Annotated in this window: 17 protein-coding genes; 11 read left to right on the top strand and 6 right to left on the bottom strand. The window is 38.8% G+C overall.

All coding sequences use genetic code 11. From position 1 onward, the window contains the following. The first annotated feature begins 80 nt into the window (after positions 1–80). Entirely contained in the window at positions 81–1,508 is a 1,428-nt protein-coding gene (locus NXV01_RS05880) for an MBOAT family protein (RefSeq protein WP_259021909.1), read from the top strand. A gap of 6 nt (positions 1,509–1,514) precedes the next feature. After that, positions 1,515–2,552: a hypothetical protein gene (locus tag NXV01_RS05875; RefSeq protein ID WP_259021908.1), complete on the top strand. Its 1,038-nt coding sequence runs from the start codon at positions 1,515–1,517 to the stop codon at positions 2,550–2,552. A gap of 62 nt (positions 2,553–2,614) precedes the next feature. On the opposite strand, the gene NXV01_RS05870 is transcribed toward NXV01_RS05875, so the two are convergent. Next, positions 2,615–3,607 (bottom strand): glycosyltransferase, encoded by a 993-nt coding sequence (locus tag NXV01_RS05870; RefSeq protein WP_259021907.1) that lies wholly within the window; start codon positions 3,605–3,607, stop codon positions 2,615–2,617. Between the two features lie 187 nt (positions 3,608–3,794). Between NXV01_RS05870 and NXV01_RS05865 the strand changes: the two genes are divergently transcribed. The 6 genes from NXV01_RS05865 to NXV01_RS05840 are packed head-to-tail and all read left to right on the top strand — an operon-like array spanning position 3,795 to position 9,184. Further along, positions 3,795–4,604, top strand: a complete 810-nt coding sequence (locus NXV01_RS05865) for a glycosyltransferase family 2 protein (RefSeq protein WP_234131657.1) — start codon at positions 3,795–3,797, stop codon at positions 4,602–4,604. 1 nt (position 4,605) lies between these two features. Next, the gene (locus NXV01_RS05860) at positions 4,606–5,655 is read left to right on the top strand and encodes a histidinol-phosphate transaminase (protein ID WP_258979025.1); all 1,050 of its coding nucleotides are present in this window, start codon (positions 4,606–4,608) and stop codon (positions 5,653–5,655) included. Beyond that, positions 5,652–6,383 (top strand): NTP transferase domain-containing protein, encoded by a 732-nt coding sequence (locus NXV01_RS05855; protein ID WP_148364200.1) that lies wholly within the window; start codon positions 5,652–5,654, stop codon positions 6,381–6,383. The genes NXV01_RS05860 and NXV01_RS05855 overlap by 4 nt, the downstream gene beginning before the upstream one ends. A 15-nt stretch (positions 6,384–6,398) precedes the next feature. Continuing rightward, positions 6,399–7,211 (top strand): phosphorylcholine transferase LicD, encoded by an 813-nt coding sequence (locus NXV01_RS05850; RefSeq protein ID WP_148364201.1) that lies wholly within the window; start codon positions 6,399–6,401, stop codon positions 7,209–7,211. A 30-nt stretch (positions 7,212–7,241) separates the two neighbouring features. After that, entirely contained in the window at positions 7,242–8,375 is a 1,134-nt protein-coding gene (locus tag NXV01_RS05845) for a glycosyltransferase family 1 protein (RefSeq protein WP_259021905.1), read from the top strand. Then, the gene (locus NXV01_RS05840; RefSeq protein ID WP_148364203.1) at positions 8,372–9,184 is read left to right on the top strand and encodes an FkbM family methyltransferase; all 813 of its coding nucleotides are present in this window, start codon (positions 8,372–8,374) and stop codon (positions 9,182–9,184) included. The genes NXV01_RS05845 and NXV01_RS05840 overlap by 4 nt, the downstream gene beginning before the upstream one ends. A 4-nt stretch (positions 9,185–9,188) precedes the next feature. Here NXV01_RS05840 and NXV01_RS05835 read toward each other — a convergent pair whose 3' ends face one another. Further along, complete coding sequence (locus tag NXV01_RS05835; RefSeq protein WP_148364204.1) at positions 9,189–10,100, bottom strand: lipopolysaccharide kinase InaA family protein; 912 nt, start codon at positions 10,098–10,100, stop codon at positions 9,189–9,191. A 231-nt stretch (positions 10,101–10,331) separates the two neighbouring features. Here NXV01_RS05835 and NXV01_RS05830 point away from each other — a divergent pair, with 231 nt between their 5' ends. Beyond that, positions 10,332–11,390, top strand: coding sequence for a glycosyltransferase family 9 protein (locus NXV01_RS05830; RefSeq protein WP_217723339.1), 1,059 nt, complete (start codon positions 10,332–10,334; stop codon positions 11,388–11,390). Here the strand turns inward: NXV01_RS05830 and NXV01_RS05825 are convergent. From NXV01_RS05825 to NXV01_RS05815, 3 genes are read right to left on the bottom strand one after another with little or no spacing between them, the layout of a single operon-like run. Then, complete coding sequence (locus NXV01_RS05825) at positions 11,373–12,449, bottom strand: glycosyltransferase family 1 protein (RefSeq protein ID WP_259021903.1); 1,077 nt, start codon at positions 12,447–12,449, stop codon at positions 11,373–11,375. The two genes, NXV01_RS05830 and NXV01_RS05825, sit on opposite strands and share 18 nt — an antisense overlap. Positions 12,450–12,506: 57 nt before the next feature. Next, positions 12,507–13,538 (bottom strand): glycosyltransferase family 9 protein, encoded by a 1,032-nt coding sequence (locus NXV01_RS05820; RefSeq protein WP_148364207.1) that lies wholly within the window; start codon positions 13,536–13,538, stop codon positions 12,507–12,509. 3 nt (positions 13,539–13,541) lie between these two features. Then, positions 13,542–14,147 (bottom strand): DUF4254 domain-containing protein, encoded by a 606-nt coding sequence (locus tag NXV01_RS05815; RefSeq protein WP_004324325.1) that lies wholly within the window; start codon positions 14,145–14,147, stop codon positions 13,542–13,544. A gap of 117 nt (positions 14,148–14,264) precedes the next feature. Between NXV01_RS05815 and pdxB the strand changes: the two genes are divergently transcribed. Next, positions 14,265–15,305: a 4-phosphoerythronate dehydrogenase PdxB gene (gene pdxB / locus NXV01_RS05810; protein WP_217723344.1), complete on the top strand. Its 1,041-nt coding sequence runs from the start codon at positions 14,265–14,267 to the stop codon at positions 15,303–15,305. Here pdxB and NXV01_RS05805 read toward each other — a convergent pair. After that, positions 15,302–15,925 carry a phosphoribosylglycinamide formyltransferase gene (locus tag NXV01_RS05805; protein ID WP_217723346.1) on the bottom strand — a complete coding sequence of 208 codons (624 nt, stop codon included), beginning with the start codon at positions 15,923–15,925 and terminating at the stop codon, positions 15,302–15,304. The genes pdxB and NXV01_RS05805 overlap by 4 nt on opposite strands. Positions 15,926–16,023: 98 nt before the next feature. Here NXV01_RS05805 and NXV01_RS05800 point away from each other — a divergent pair, with 98 nt between their 5' ends. Next, positions 16,024–16,260 (top strand): acyl carrier protein, encoded by a 237-nt coding sequence (locus NXV01_RS05800; protein ID WP_002558672.1) that lies wholly within the window; start codon positions 16,024–16,026, stop codon positions 16,258–16,260. Positions 16,261–16,264 lie beyond the last annotated feature (4 nt).

The raw sequence follows: 16,264 nt of genomic DNA, 5'->3' as shown, positions 1-16,264 counted from the left end.
TTATAAGACGCAAACAAAATTTCATGCATTTACAATACCAATAATTATTTTATATTTATCTTTGCAAAAAAAATTAGACCGTGCTATTTAACTCATTCGAATTCTTAGTCTTTCTACCAATAGTATTCTTATTATATTGGTTTGCTTTCAAAAAATTAAGGGTACAAAACTTATTTGTTGTTGTAGCTAGTTATCTATTTTATGGTTGGTGGGATTGGCGCTTTCTTATCCTAATAGCGTTTACTACTTTATGTAGCTATGCAAGCGGGATCCTGCTCGAACGCCAAGAAAATCATAGACATATTCAGCGTTTAATAAGTATTGCCAACATTGTATTAAACCTAACCATATTAGGAATATTCAAGTATTTCAACTTCTTCTCTGAGAATCTACAACATCTATTTCAATGGTTTGGTTTTGAATTGGACTGGGTTACATTAGACATCTTACTTCCAGTAGGAATTAGCTTCTACACATTTCAGGCACTTAGTTACACGATCGATATCTATCGCCGCAAAATGAAGCCTACACATGACATTGTAGCATTCTTCGCCTTCATCAGTTTTTTTCCTCAACTAGTTGCAGGCCCTATTGAAAGAGCAACTAATTTATTACCTCAATTCGAAAAACGTCGAACTTTTGACTACACAGCAGCAGTAGACGGTATGAGACAAATTTTATGGGGACTATTTAAGAAAATTGTTGTAGCAGACACATGTGCCGCTGCAGCTAATGAAATATTTACAAATTACCAAACATTAGACAGTCTAAATCTAGTTTGGGGAGCTTTCTTATTTACCTTCCAAATCTACGGAGACTTTTCTGGCTACTCTGATATTGCTATCGGCACAGCTAAATTATTTGGTATTCATTTACAACAAAACTTCAATTACCCCTATTTTTCTCGTGACATTGCCGAGTTTTGGAGACGCTGGCATATTTCACTCACAACTTGGTTTAGAGATTACATCTATATTCCTTTAGGAGGAAGCCACTGTAGCAAATGGAAATCTTTCCGCAACACTATGATTATCTTCTTAGTTAGCGGGCTCTGGCATGGAGCCAATTGGACATTCATTTGTTGGGGTGCATTCCATGCTCTATTATTTCTACCATTATTACTTATGGGAAAAAACAGAAAATATAAAAATATAGTAGCTGAAAACAAATATCTACCATCTATCAAAGAACTTGGACAGATCATCTGCACTTTCATTCTTGTGATGATTGGCTGGGTCATTTTCCGTGCCGAAAACATAAAAGATGCCTATCAATATATTATCTATATGTTCACTAAATGGCAGCCTTCATCACTTGAATATGGAGTTAAATGCATCCAATATATTGCTATTTTGATTATTATAGAATGGATTAATAGACGCAAAATGCATGGACTAGAAATTAACATAAAATCCCCAATAGTCAGATGGGGGCTCTACTGTGCCATATTCTATTATATATTTTATTATTCGAATGAGATTCAAACATTTATCTACTTTCAATTCTAGAACGATATGAAAAAATTTATATTAAAATGCTTGTTCACCATTTTTCCTGTCATGCTGTTAATATACGCCTATGGTTTCTATGTAAACTTCTATTTAATAGGAGATGTATTAACCAAAGCTGGCGATTTAGGAAACCTAGGATACTTCTATATCAATAAGAGTCAAACAAATTTAGGGAAAAAACTATACGAAAATAAAGTAGATCAATACCATGAAAGTATACAAGAAAAGTATAATATACTCACTATAGGCGACTCCTTTAGTCAACAAGGCTTCGGTGGCTATCAGAACTATTTAGGGAATAAATTAGGAGAAAGAATCCTCAACTATCCAGATCCTAGAGGAAAAGGATATTGCTCTGAAGAAATCGCATTATATTTACTGAATAATGACATATATACTAAGTTAGGATGTAAAACTGTTATTATCGAAACTGTTGAAAGAGAATTTGTACAACATATACTAAGTTTCAGAGATATTACAAATATTGACTACAGCATTGACAACGAAGACAATACTAGTAAGAGTAGCTCTACGAAGAAAAGAGATTATTTAATGGAAACATTCAAATACATCAAATATCACTTGTATAAATCAAAAAGACCAGTAAAAGAAGCACAATTAAGTATAGACTGTTTTTCTGTTCCACCTTATAAAACCCTTTATTTTTATAATGACGATTTATGGAAATTATCAATAACTGAGGAAGAGTATAATACTATTTGGGATAGACTTAATAACCTTCATAAACGCTTCCAGGAAAAAGGTATTAATCTCTATTATTTAATAGCCCCTGATAAATATGATGTATATCAACCATATATAGTAAACAATCCATACTCACCTAAGACAGTTATTGATCAATTAGAAAAAAATGGAATTAATCAACTAGAGTGGCTAATCAACCCTAGAAACAAATTTAGGGAAATGATTTCTAGTGGAGTCAAAGACGTTTACCATATAGATGATACACATTGGGCAACTATAGCCAGTGAGACAGTGAGCAATATTATCGCAAATAAAATCACACATCCTACCAAATAAATCATTTCCTTGTTTCCAAACAGGATTTATATCATTCATCTAAAAATAAGAATATTGAGTGACTACAGCCGATCTTTATCACGAGTAATTAAACACGGTATTAAACAACTAAAACTTTTATTTAATCGTTCTACATAATAATCACAGGGATTTGCTCTTAAAGAAGATACTAAGTACAACATAAGTTCCTTCTTAATTGTTGGAGAAACCTTCAGCCTTTTTATCTCTTTATAAAAACTTCCATGACGTACAGCCTTTCTTTGTTTTCCTATATTAAGAAGAAATTGTTCTATTGTATTTACTATATATACATCTTCTCGAATCCCCTCACCTGTCTTTTGTGCCTTTTTGGTAGTACTCACATTATGCAAGCGGAACTTGTTCAATTTTTCATAGACTTCAAGCACCACACCTTGCCTTGCCATCTCTATCCAAAAAAGCCAATCACCACTATATCGCATTGAAAAACAAGACAAATCCTTTATCCGTTCAAAACATTGCTTACGAAAAACAACACCGCTAGCGTTGTAAATATAATTACGCCAATAAAGATTATGTTTTATGTAATCTTCACCATCAAAAATACCTATATTATGAGGACGGCATAATTGTTTTGAAGTCCAACGGTCAAAATCTGTAGATAGTTCATTCCCTTTCTCGTCTATACAATGTGAACCTAAAAAACAGAAAGAAGCCTGAGGATATTGATTTAAGGCAGAAACAGCCTTTTCCAAAAAAGAAGAATCAGCCGCATCATCGCTCTCGGCAATCCATATATATTTTCCACGAGACAAACTAATCCCTTTTTGCCACTGTGCAAAAGGACTCCCTGTATTGACAGAATTTATCTCCAAATGAGCAACACGAGAGTTTGTTCTATAATGGTTTAAAATAGACACACTATCATCGGTTGAAGCATCATCTAATAATATAATTTCATAGTCTGTATATGTTTGTGCCAATACCGACTCGATACGTTGTTGCAAAAAACGAGCATAGTTATAATTAGGGATGATTACACTTACTTCCACCGGATGATTTTCCATTACAAACATACTATTTATCTTAGTTATTATAACAAACTGGTAGTAAAGATACGGATATTATTCTTAAAAAGGATGCTAACCCTCTAATGTTTAGCAAAAAAGCCTTTAACGCTTGTCACAACCAAATAAAATGTATACATTTGTAGAATTTTAGTGCAAGCCCCCTTAACTATTTAATTAACATTGTAATAATTATATGAATAAACCAATGGCGAGCAACATTAGTACATCGCTAATTATATCCACCTATAATAGAAGCGACGCATTAGAATTATGCGTTAAAAGCGTGCTACGTCAATCTCTCCTTCCTAATGAAATTATCATTGCCGATGATGGTTCTAAAGAAGATACAAGAGAACTAATTCATCAATTGGCTGTTTCTTCCGAAGTCCCCATTATTCATGTTTGGCATGAAGATTTAGGTTTCAGACTGGCCTCCATCCGCAACAAAGCTATTGCGAAAGCATCTAAAGAATATATTATACAAATTGACGGAGATATCGTCTTACACAAAGATTTCGTCAAAGATCATGCACATTTTGCTAAAAAAGGCAGTTTCGTAACCGGTAGCCGTGTATTAATCCGGGAAGGTTTAACCCAAAAGATGCTAGCAGAAAGGAACTGTATTATCTCTATTCACGACAAAGGTACTAAGAATGCAATCAACGGAGTACATTTGCCTTGGCTAAGCCCATTACTTCAGCATTATCGCCAATGGGATATTTCATATTCCAGAGGATGCAATATGGCTTTCTGGAAAGAGGATTTATTAAAAGTCAATGGGTACAATGAAGCTATTACCGGATGGGGAAGCGAAGATCATGAATTAGTGTGCCGCCTTATCAACAGCGGTGTACGCAAGCGTACCATCAAATTTGCGGGAATTGTGTTCCATCTTCATCACGAACTACATGGAACAGATAATTTGAGCAACAACCGCAGCATTTTGAACGAAACGAAAGTCAGGAAACTAACCTGGTGCGATAAAGGAATCATACAAAACTAATATGGAAAAGAATTTGAACTTTTTAGATCGAAACGAATTTAACTACAGTCCATCAAAAGAAGTAGTAGAAGCTTTAAAAAACTTCGATATAAATAAACTTTGTTTTTATACCCGCATTTATGATGAAGGAAAGAAAAGTATATTATCTGTTTTCTTATCCGAACTTTACGATATAGATGAAACACAAGTCTTATTAGGATACGGCGGAGAAGATATTCTGAAACAAGCCGTACACTACTTCCTGACTCAAGAAGATGGAAATAAAACGATGTTGATTCCCAAGTTCTCATGGTGGTATTATAAATCAATTGCAGATGAGGTGAATGGCCATACTTTGCAATATCCTCTCTACGAAGACGGAAATACTTTTAAATATGACTTTGAGACGCTAAAAAATATGATTCGGAAAGAGAATCCGAAGATTCTTTTACTAGCTTCTCCCAATAACCCTACCGGCAATGGTTTGACTCCGAAAGAATTGGATGAACTACTTGCAGAAGTACCCGGCCAAACAGTGGTATTGATAGACGAAGCATACGCTTCTTTTGTTTCAACTGATACCAGTTATATCAAAAAGCTGGTTAATAAATATCCGAATTTGATTATTTCCCGTACCTTATCTAAATTTTATGGATTGCCGGGTTTACGTATGGGATTCGGATTTATGAGTAAGGAGCTGGAAAAATTCAGCAGATACAGCAATAAATATCTGGGATACAACCGGATATCCGAAGATATCGCCATTGCGGCTCTTAAATCGGACGCACACTATCGAAACATCGCAAAACTGATGAACGAAGACCGTGAGCGTTACGAAAAGGAAATCGGCGTGTTGCCCGGATTCAAAGTATATGAATCGGTTGCCAACTTTATTTTAATCAAATACCCGATAGAGCTGAAAGAGGCTTTACAAAAGGCTTTTGCTGAACAGAGTTATAAAGTGAAATTTATGAATGAACCGGATATCAATACTCATTTGCGTATCACATTGGGTCGCCCAGAGCAGAACCGGATCGTTATAGATACAATCAAAGAAATCGCATCCAAATGAAAGCAATAATATTAGCCGCAGGAATAGCTTCACGCTTACGCCCGCTGACCGATACGACGCCCAAATGTCTTCTCAAGATAGGAGAACGATGCCTTTTGGAAAGGGCTTTTGATGCTCTGATACAAAACGGATTTGATGAATTCATCATTGTCACCGGGTATCGCCAGCAGCAAATCGTTGATTTCCTACAGGCACATTATCCAACCCAAGATATTACTTTCATCTATAATGACAGGTATGAATCAACCAACAATATCTATTCATTATGGCTCACCCGCCCATATACGGATGGGGAGGAAATTCTGTTATTAGACAGCGACATTGTATTCGATCCGCAGATTGTAGAGAAGCTGCTTCATTCGGATAAGGACGACATATTGGCACTGAATCGCCATGAGCTCGGAGCAGAAGAAATAAAAGTCATCGTGGACGACGCACAAAAGGTCGTGGAAATCAGCAAAGTCTGTTCGATATCCGATGCTATCGGAGAGTCCATCGGTATCGAAAAGATGTCAGCTGAATATACCAAGGCGCTATTTCGTGAACTGGAAATTATGATTACTACCGAAGGACTGGATAATATATTCTACGAACGGGCTTTTGAGAGACTGATTCCGCAAGGATATAGTTTTTACGTTATGGACACCACCGAGTTCTTCTCGGCCGAGCTGGACACAGTAGAGGACTTTCAACAGGCACAGAAGCTGATTCCATCCAGTCTTTATTAATTAAAATCAGATAAAATGGCTAATTACGACATCCGCCCTCTACAGCTTCGCATATTAAAGAACTTATTAGCTGTTGACAAAGTTTGCAAAGAACATAATCTGCGATATTACATCATGGCAGGCACCATGTTGGGAGCTGTACGCCACAAAGGATTCATCCCCTGGGATGATGACTTGGATATCGGAATGCCAAGAGCTGATTATGATTTACTAATGGCTAATGCCAAAGAATGGTTACCGGAACCTTACGAAGCGGTATGCGCCGAGAATGATAAGGAATATCCTCTTCCGTTCGCAAAGGTGCAGGATGCCAATACAACCTTAATCGAGCGTATGCATCTCAAATATCTGGGAGGTGTATATATTGATATATTTCCACTGGATGGAGTTCCGGAAAGCCGCATGGCGCAAAGAATGCATTTTGCGAAGTATGAGTTCTACAAACGAATACTTTACCTGATTCATCGTGATCCATACAAACATGGAAAAGGTCCCAGTTCATGGATACCGCTATTATGCAGAAAGTTTTTCACCCTTACCGGAACACAGGAAAGCATCAGGAAGGTAATGAAGAAATACGATTTCGACCAATGCGCATTAGTCTGCGATTATGATGACGGAATGAAAGGAATCATGTCGAAGGACATTCTGGGCACTCCTACTCCCATCCGGTTTGAAGATGAAGAAGTATGGGGAGTACAGAAATACGACACTTATCTGTCACAGAAATATGGAGATTACATGACCATACCTAAACAAAGTGGACAAAGACAACACAATTTCCATTATTTAGACTTGAATAAACCTTATCGGAATTTTGAAGTCTAAATTATAATCATATAAAGGTAAGAAGTAGAAATGAGAATAGGTTTTGACGGAAAACGTGCAGTACAGAATTTCACCGGTCTGGGTAATTATAGCCGCTATATAGTGGATATTCTATGCCAATTCGGTCCGGAGAATGAATATGTGCTGTATGCCCCCAAGAAACGGGAAAACAAGAGGCTGGACAAATTAACGAAGCAGTATCAGCAACTACAGCTTTCTTATCCCACTACTTCTTCCTGGAAAAAGTTAAGTTCATTGTGGCGAGTATGGGGAGTCACCCGCCAATTGGAAAAAGAAAAAATCGATATATTCCACGGGCTTAGTAATGAGCTGCCCCTGAATATTCATCAAAGCGAGGTAAAAAGTATTGTAACGATCCACGATCTGATCTTTCTGCGCTATCCGCAGTATTACCATTCGATCGACAGGAAAATATACACATACAAATTCCGTAAAGCCTGCGAAAATGCCGATAAAATCATTGCTATCAGCGAATGTACCAAGCGTGATATTATTGAGTTTTTCAGGATTCCCGCCGATAAGATAGAAGTTGTTTATCAGGGATGTGACCCTTCATTCATACATCCTGTAGCAGAAGAGAAGAAAAGAGAAGTCCGGGCTAAATATCAGCTACCGGATCACTATATCCTTAACGTAGGAAGTATTGAAGAACGCAAGAACGCCCTTTCAGCGGTGCAGGCACTAATGATGCTTCCTGAACAAATTCATCTCGTCATCGTAGGACGCCATACGGAATATACTGATAAGGTTGAACATTTCATTAAGGAGAATAAGCTGGAAGAAAGAGTGCATATCATCAGCAATGTTCCTTTTGATGATCTACCGGCTTTTTATCAGTTAGCAGAAATTTTTGTATACCCTTCCCGTTTTGAAGGTTTTGGTATTCCCATCATAGAAGCTCTGTACTCCGGTATTCCGGTAGTGGCCGCTACAGGATCTTGTCTGGAAGAAGCGGGAGGTCCCGATTCTATCTATGTACATCCTGACGATATCAAAGGAATGGCCGATGCCCTCAAACAGATATACACAGATCCCGAGAGAAAAAAGAACATGATTGAAAAGGGGCATTCTTTTGCCAAAAGATTCTCTGAAGAAAAGCAAGCGGAAGAGATCTTAAACATCTACAAGAAACTAATGAAATGAACGTACTTAAACATACAATAAAGAAATTTATATATGGCACTCTTCCATATTATTTCATGAAAGGGTATAAACCTGATTCACCCTATCTGAAATATTATGAGTATATTAAAAAACACGGGTATTCAAGACATTTGTATGAATTCAAAGATGAATATACAAATATGCCTGTCAATGTACAAAAGGATGAGAAAAAAGGCTTATACTATGTACAACAAGAAAAGAAACGGCTATATTTCAGAAAGAGTACTCCACCCAAGAAAATTCAAAAGTACTACAGGGCTTTGAGTATGGAGCAGGACAAGCGATCACCGCACCATTATTTCGATAGTGTAAAAGATGTCACAGGAAAAGTTTTTGTGGACATTGGTTGTGCCGAAGGATATTCTTCACTGGAAATCGTAGAAGAAGCCAAGCATATCTATTTGTTTGAGCAGGACGAACAATGGCTGGAGGCTATCAGAGCTACTTTCGAACCATGGCAGGATAAAGTTACAATCATACAGAAGTATGTGAGCGACCATAATTCTTCGAGAGAGCAAACTCTTGATGATTTCTTCAATAACCAGACGGATGAACATCTGTTTCTTAAAATGGATATAGAAGGAGCCGAACGGCACGCATTGACCGGATGCAAGAACTTATTTCAAAATTGCCAAAAGCTGGATTTTGCTATTTGCACATACCACTTGCGTGATGACGAAGAAGTTATCTCTACATTCCTGAACAAACACAACTGCGCATATATTAATCAAAAAGGTTTTTTCAGGCATAGAATCCGCAGTGTAGTGATGCGCGGAAGTAAGAGGTAATCAATCATTGATAATCAGCAGAAAGCAATTCACAATAATCATACTTGCACAAGTATGTATCATAGATATGCTTTTCCTTTTTCAATAAGAAACGTGAGATATGCGGCTCCCAAGAAAAGAATTTACGTACGGAACGGTATAAACGGAAGAATAAAATCAGGGATACAATATGCTTTTCTTTTTCTTTCCGTGCCGCACGACGATAAATGTAATGAGTAAAGAACTGATCGCTGTAACGAAGAGCCAGACTGACCGTAGATTCGATGTCCCATCCACGCAAAGAAGCATATTCTGTCATGATGTAAGTCAGTACCTCACGCGAAATACACAAACGGCACATATTACGGCATACCGTATCACAATCAATTTCCGATAGCAACTGCATGCGATTCACATCGACCAGGGAGAAACTGTATTCATTCGTTTCATTCTGATGGATCAGTATATTACCGGGAGAATAGTCTAAATGGAGGATACCTGCCTGATGCAAAGCAGCAGTGTAGCGTGCAAAAGCTGAAAGTTTGTCTTCATTCCCCTCCACCTTTCCATCCATCAGGGAACGGACAGTTTCGCCACCATCATAACAACAAATGTAATAGCTATGCGAGAGAAGACCATCTTGAAATTGCTCGATCATAGCCACTGGCTCCGGAGTGTCAAAACCATGCTGTTGGATCTCCATAGAATAAATATAGGAACGTTCTGCCTTCGACTGGCGGAAAAACGAATATACAACACGATTGATGATGTGAGGCTTTTTAAAGCTCTTCACCACAACATCAATGCTGCCCAAACTAATCCGTTTCAGAACATTACGACCATCGTACACCACATCTCCTTCGTTCTGGAAGGACCTCGGAACTTCTTCTATCTCCTTCTGCAAATGTGCGTACTTGGGATTTACAATCACTCTCATTACACTCTCCTATATAATCCTAATTACAAAGATTGAGCAAAGATAAAGAAATTAGGCCATATTCCGACTATATTTTTCTCTTTTCTCACAAAGATTGGCTAACTCTCTCCACATATAAGCAGCATCACGGTGGCTTTAATCGTTTTTTCTTTTTTCTTTTCATTTATATTTAGACATAAATGCTTTTTTTTAGTTATGTTTGCACGGTAAAAAGCATAAAGAAGTTTAAGCATGAAACCAATCAAAAGAATTCTGATTATTCGATTTAGACAAATAGGGGACTCTATTCTGGCTGTTGCATTGTGCAGCACACTGAAAAAAAGCTTTCCCGATGCAGAGATACACTTCGTGCTTAATAAAAATATTGCTCCACTCTATGAGGGGCATCCGGACATAGACAAAGTCATTACATTTGACAAGAATGAGAATAAGCCGTTCACTGCATATATAAAAAAAATATGGCAGGTAATGCACCAAAATAAATACGATGTAATCATCGATATGCGTTCTACCATCCGGACTCTTTTTTTCTCTCTTTTCTCATTAAAAACTCCTTTCCGAATAGGACGTATCAAAGGATATACCCGTTTTCTATTGAACTACCGGACAGATACTTACAGTAAGAATCTGACAACTGATATGGTACAACGCAACCTGTTACTTGCGGCACCATTAGAGAAGATCAGACCTATTCAATACACAAAAGAATTCAAGTTATACCTGACTGACCGGGAGAAAGAAGATTTCCGATATTATATGGAAAAAGAAGGGATTGATTTTACACACCCCGTGTTATTAATAGGAGTCACAACCAAACTCATCCATAAGAAATGGAATACGGAGTTCATGATAGCCACACTGAAAAGAATATTAGAGGAACACAAGGACATACAAATGATCTTCAACTACGCACCGGGGTACGAAGAAGAAGATGCCAGAAATATCTACAAGGAATTAGGATGTCCGGAACGCATCAAGATTGATATACAAGCTTCTTCATTACGACAACTGGCAGCACTTTGTGCCAACTGTTCATTTTACTTCGGGAACGAAGGAGGAGCCAGACACATCGCCCAGGCCCTTGGAGTTCCTTCATTTGCCATTTATTCACCAAGTGCGTCAAAATCAATGTGGTTACCCGCCAATTCCGTACTTGCCGAAGGAATTAGTCCTGACGACATTCTTCCGCCGGAACAGCAGGCAACATTAACCTATGAAGAGCGTTTTGCATTAATTACTCCCGAAAAGGTATACGGGCAATTGACTTCAATACTAAGGCAATTGAGCTAACTCCCGATATAAATCAAGGTAGGCTTGTATATGCTTCTCGTAACTGAATGAAGCGGCATGTTCCTTGATTTTCTCCAGACGCTCCTTGTCTTTATAAAAATCAGGCAGATGCTCCCGGATACTTTGCACCATAGATTCTGTATCCAAATGCTCCCACATGATAGCGTGTCCATTACAAACTTCCGGCAAACTAGTGCGATTAGCGGCAAATACAGCCTTCCCAAATTGCATAGCTTCCACCACCGGCAATCCAAAGCCTTCTCCCTCACTAGGAAACAGGAATGCCTCACAGTTCCGATATAACCAGATCTTCTCGCTTTGAGAGATAACATCCGTCAAAAAGACATTAGTGAGCTGATTCTCACGAATCAGATTGCGCACTTCTTCAGCATAAGCAAAATGAGCATCTCCACAAATATATAGATCATATTCCGGGAAATGACGCATTACGTCAACCAAGAGATGGAAGTTCTTTTTTCTACGGATTTGTCCAATCGTAAAAAAGAAAGGACGCCCTGTAGCAAACGACGGTTTTGTTCCTTCCAGTGTATCAATCCTCTCCACTCCATTATAGATGACCCGTACCTCTTTCCCTTTCAAATCTACATGCTGTCGAATGACATCTGCCACATAATGAGAGATCGTAGTCACGACCGCTGCCTTATTGACCTTATTCTGCATCCGGCGAAGATACATTTTCGCCTTCCAGGGCTTTTTCTCGGTTAAGAAATTAAAGTCATGTATAGTAAAGATAAATTTTGTACCACCGGCAATACGCAACAACTTGCGCTGTTGATTCACTGCATGCCATACATCTACCTTGGGAAGGGTAAAAGGAAGAAACTTATTGATACGACGTACCGGAACAGAAGTCACATTCGGGCCAAATTCCTGCATATATTTCTGCCGCAATAAATATACAAAATGAAGATCTTCTACCGGCATAGACGAAAAGGCGGTTGCATAGTTGGCCGCAATCTGCCCGAAGCCGGCTGTGAGACTACCATAATTCGTAAGATCTATCAGTACTTTTTTCTTTCGTTGTATCTCTTTCATCATTATTTGATTCTACGCTCTTTCGGCTCAATAAACAGCTAATTTGAACTTCAGCAAGGATTAATCTACAATCCCTTCTATTTTCGCAATGACCTGCTCCGGTTTTATATCCCTCAGGCAGGCATAATCACCTCGCCAGCAAGGCTTCTGTCCATATACGGAACAGGGGCGGCATGACAAATCGAGTTGTACGGTATTGACCGGCAATTGTTTCCAGCCCATAAAACCGGCATAAGGATGGGTGGCTCCCCAAATAGAGACAACCGGAATATTGACCAAGGATGCCAAATGCATGTTGGCAGAATCCATTGAAAGCATCACATCCAGATGGCTCATCAGATTCAGCTCGGTACGCATATTCAGTTTACCGATCATTGAAACAACAGAAGGATATTTAGCAATCCATGCATCAAATACGTCCTGTTCGCTTTTACCACCTCCAAAAAGGAAAACCTTTACTTTGGGATTGGCAGCAAAATGTGCTATAACTTGCTCTTGCAGTTCTAACGGATAAATCTTACCTGCATGTTTGGCAAAAGGAGCTATACCAATCCACTTCTGGTCTTCTTTAGGTCCTGTGACTGGTTCTATTTCCGCAAAGTTTCCTTTTCCTTCGCCATAAATGGAAGAGAAATTTAATAGTACCGGTAAACCTAGCTTCTCAAGTACATCGGCATAACGACGAAAAGAACTCTTCTGATTTTCCATCACCTTATCATGACGGCGAACCAGCTTCTTTTTGCCTGCCCTTCCTTTACAAATGGAAGCTACCGGTTTATTGGCAAGACGGAATCGCAAACATAAATACTTAGAACGAAGTACATGATGAAAATCAGCAATGTAATCAAAATGCATCGCTTTTAATTCCGAATAAAGGCTATTCAAGCCCCAAAATCCCTTGTGTTTGCCAGTTAAATCAGCTCCGACAAAACCCACATTGGCAGGCAACCCCTGAAAGAGCGGCTGCCATACAGCACGACTTAACACTGTTATTTCGTGCTGCGGGTATTGCACAGCCAGCGAATGTATTACCGGGATTGTCATGGCTACATCGCCAAGAGCTGAAAAACGAATAATGAGAATACGCGCCATTCGTTATTTTTTCGCATAAAGCACCGGATTTAATGCCGGGTCATTATACATCTTCATCTGTTTATATACTTTCATATATTTTCTTCCGGCCTCGATATCAGCCAACAGCTGTTCAATAGCCGTAGAAAGGTCTTTGCGTTGTTCCAGCAGGATATTCAACTTAGTCTGGCATTGAGCACGGTGTTCCTCGGTAGTATCCGTACGCTCCACCTCCTGTTGCATGTGGTAAATTTTCAATGCAAGAATTGACAGGCGGTCAATTGCCCATGCAGGGCTTTCCGTATTGATCGTTGCGTCAGAGAGAGGTTTTACCTCTTTGTATTTGTCTAAAAAGTAGCTATCAATTAATTCCACCAGATCCGTACGGTCCTGATTTGATTTATCAATTCTTCTTTTCAAGGCCAATGCTTCTACCGGATCAATCTGCGGGTCACGGATAATATCCTCAAAATGCCATTGCACGGCATCAATCCAGTTCTTTAGATATAAATAATACTCAATAGTTTTCAACTCGTAAGGATTGTTCATCGGAGCATCCACACTATCCGTCACATGGTAATCAGTTGTCGATTTCCAAAAAATCTCGTTGCAAAGGTTACTAAATGTCATAATCTTAACTAGCTAATAGATATATAATAGGGCAAATCTATGTAATATTTTTCAGACAAGCAACCGTTTCTTACTTTTTTATTTGTTACCTTTGTGGGTACAAAAGATGAATTGTATATGAAAATTATTATCGACAATAAAATACCTTATATAAAAGAGGCGGTTCAGAGAATAGCCGATGAGGTGGTTTATGCACCGGGTAAGGATTTCACCCCGGAGCTCGTACGAGATGCAGACGCTCTTATTGTCCGTACCCGCACACATTGCAACCGGGATTTATTGGAAGGTAGTCGAGTGAGATTCATAGCGACCGCAACCATAGGTTTCGACCATATTGATACGGAGTATTGCAAACAGGCAGGCATTGAATGGACGAATGCACCGGGATGTAACTCGGCTTCTGTCGCCCAATATATACAGTCATCGCTTCTGGTGTGGAAATCTTGCAGAAACAAAAAGCTAAATGAACTGACGATTGGAATCATAGGAGTAGGAAATGTCGGGAGTAAGGTAGCTAAAGTTGCCCAGGATTTTGGCATGCGTGTTTTATTGAATGATTTGCCACGGGAAGAAAAAGAAGGTGCAGAACGGTTCTCTTCACTAAAGAAAATAGCGGAAGAGTGCGACATCATCACTTTTCACGTACCTTTATATAAGGAAGGAAAATATAAAACGTTCCACCTGGCAGATGAAGATTTCTTTCAGTCACTCAAACGGAAGCCTGTTATTATCAATACCTCACGAGGAGAAGTCATCCAGACTGATGCTCTTTTAAAAGCCTTGAACAGCCGGATGATTTCGGATGCCATCATCGACGTATGGGAGCATGAACCGGAAATCAACCGTGATCTACTGGAAAAGGCATTTATCGGAACTCCTCACATTGCAGGTTACTCTGCAGATGGAAAAGCAAACGCCACACGTATGTCATTGGATGCTATCTGCAAATTCTTCCAAATAAAAGGGGATTATGAAATTAACGCACCCGCACCCGCCTCCCCCATTATTCACGCTAAAAACCACGAAGAAGCAGTCCTCCAAATGTATAATCCAACCGAAGACAGCAACCGGCTAAAAAATCAACCGGAGCTATTCGAAACCCTGCGCGGAGATTATCCTTTGCGGCGGGAAGAGAAAGCATACATTATTAAGTATTAGGTGTTACTTAATACCTGTTCTATGATTTTCGGGAAGTGTTCATATTCCAAAGCATGCACCTTTTTAGCTACATCACCCGGAGAATCAGTCGAAAGAACAGGGCAAGTAGCTTGAAAAATCGTATTTCCTTCGTCGTAATGCTCATTTATATAATGTATAGTGATACCGCTTTCTTTTTCACCGGCAGCTACCACTGCTTCATGCACTCGGTCGCCATACATTCCTTTACCTCCATACTTCGGCAGAAGAGCAGGATGTATATTTATAATTTTATCGGGATAAGCATGCAAAAGCAAATCCGGTACACGAACTAAGAAGCCGGCCAACACGACAAAATCAATGCGGTACTCCTGCAAAATAGCCAAAATTTCATCTCCGGCTATCCAATCCTCCTTTGGAAACACGTTAGAAGGCACTCCCAAGCGATGCGCACGTTCCAAAACATAGGCATCACTCTTATTAGAAAGTACCAACGAAACCTGAACGGAATCGTTTTTTTGGAAATACCGGATAATATTCTCAGCATTAGAGCCGGAACCGGAAGCGAAAATTGCGATGTTTTTCTTCATAACCCTCAAATTCGATGCACAAAACAGTGAAAAATGTGCAAAACATTGCATTTATTTAGTCAAATATTTGCGCAAAACGATAAATATTCATTCCTTTGCACCGCAAATTTAAAGAAATAAAACTAATTATTAATTAAAAACTTAAAGTTATGTCTGAAATTGCATCAAGAGTAAAAGCGATTATCGTTGATAAATTAGGCGTAGAAGAATCAGAAGTTACAACCGAAGCAAGCTTCACTAACGACCTGGGAGCAGATTCTCTTGACACTGTAGAACTTATCATGGAATTCGAAAAAGAATTCGGTATCTCTATTCCTGATGACCAAGCAGAAAAGATTGGTACTGTAGGTGATGCTGTATCTTATATCGAAGAACACGCTAAGTAATTCG

Source organism: Bacteroides sp. BFG-606 (genome assembly GCF_024788145.1).
Lineage (GTDB): Bacteria > Bacteroidota > Bacteroidia > Bacteroidales > Bacteroidaceae > Bacteroides > Bacteroides vicugnae.
The sequence above is the reverse complement of the archived record's forward strand: the minus strand, read 5'-3'. Positions and strand labels throughout refer to the sequence as shown.

Excerpts from the sequence above, each read along its gene's own strand:
- NXV01_RS05875 (WP_259021908.1), top strand. The coding sequence starts at position 1,515 with ATGAAAAAATTTATATTAAAATGCTTGTTCACCATTTTTCCTGTCATG.
- NXV01_RS05870 (WP_259021907.1), bottom strand. The coding sequence starts at position 3,607 with ATGTTTGTAATGGAAAATCATCCGGTGGAAGTAAGTGTAATCATCCCT.
- NXV01_RS05865 (WP_234131657.1), top strand. The coding sequence starts at position 3,795 with ATGAATAAACCAATGGCGAGCAACATTAGTACATCGCTAATTATATCC.
- NXV01_RS05860 (WP_258979025.1), top strand. The coding sequence starts at position 4,606 with ATGGAAAAGAATTTGAACTTTTTAGATCGAAACGAATTTAACTACAGT.
- NXV01_RS05855 (WP_148364200.1), top strand. The coding sequence starts at position 5,652 with ATGAAAGCAATAATATTAGCCGCAGGAATAGCTTCACGCTTACGCCCG.
- NXV01_RS05850 (WP_148364201.1), top strand. The coding sequence starts at position 6,399 with ATGGCTAATTACGACATCCGCCCTCTACAGCTTCGCATATTAAAGAAC.
- NXV01_RS05845 (WP_259021905.1), top strand. The coding sequence starts at position 7,242 with ATGAGAATAGGTTTTGACGGAAAACGTGCAGTACAGAATTTCACCGGT.
- NXV01_RS05840 (WP_148364203.1), top strand. The coding sequence starts at position 8,372 with ATGAACGTACTTAAACATACAATAAAGAAATTTATATATGGCACTCTT.
- NXV01_RS05835 (WP_148364204.1), bottom strand. The coding sequence starts at position 10,100 with ATGAGAGTGATTGTAAATCCCAAGTACGCACATTTGCAGAAGGAGATA.
- NXV01_RS05830 (WP_217723339.1), top strand. The coding sequence starts at position 10,332 with ATGAAACCAATCAAAAGAATTCTGATTATTCGATTTAGACAAATAGGG.
- NXV01_RS05825 (WP_259021903.1), bottom strand. The coding sequence starts at position 12,449 with ATGATGAAAGAGATACAACGAAAGAAAAAAGTACTGATAGATCTTACG.
- NXV01_RS05820 (WP_148364207.1), bottom strand. The coding sequence starts at position 13,538 with ATGGCGCGTATTCTCATTATTCGTTTTTCAGCTCTTGGCGATGTAGCC.
- NXV01_RS05815 (WP_004324325.1), bottom strand. The coding sequence starts at position 14,147 with ATGACATTTAGTAACCTTTGCAACGAGATTTTTTGGAAATCGACAACT.
- pdxB (WP_217723344.1), top strand. The coding sequence starts at position 14,265 with ATGAAAATTATTATCGACAATAAAATACCTTATATAAAAGAGGCGGTT.
- NXV01_RS05805 (WP_217723346.1), bottom strand. The coding sequence starts at position 15,925 with ATGCAATGTTTTGCACATTTTTCACTGTTTTGTGCATCGAATTTGAGG.
- NXV01_RS05800 (WP_002558672.1), top strand. The coding sequence starts at position 16,024 with ATGTCTGAAATTGCATCAAGAGTAAAAGCGATTATCGTTGATAAATTA.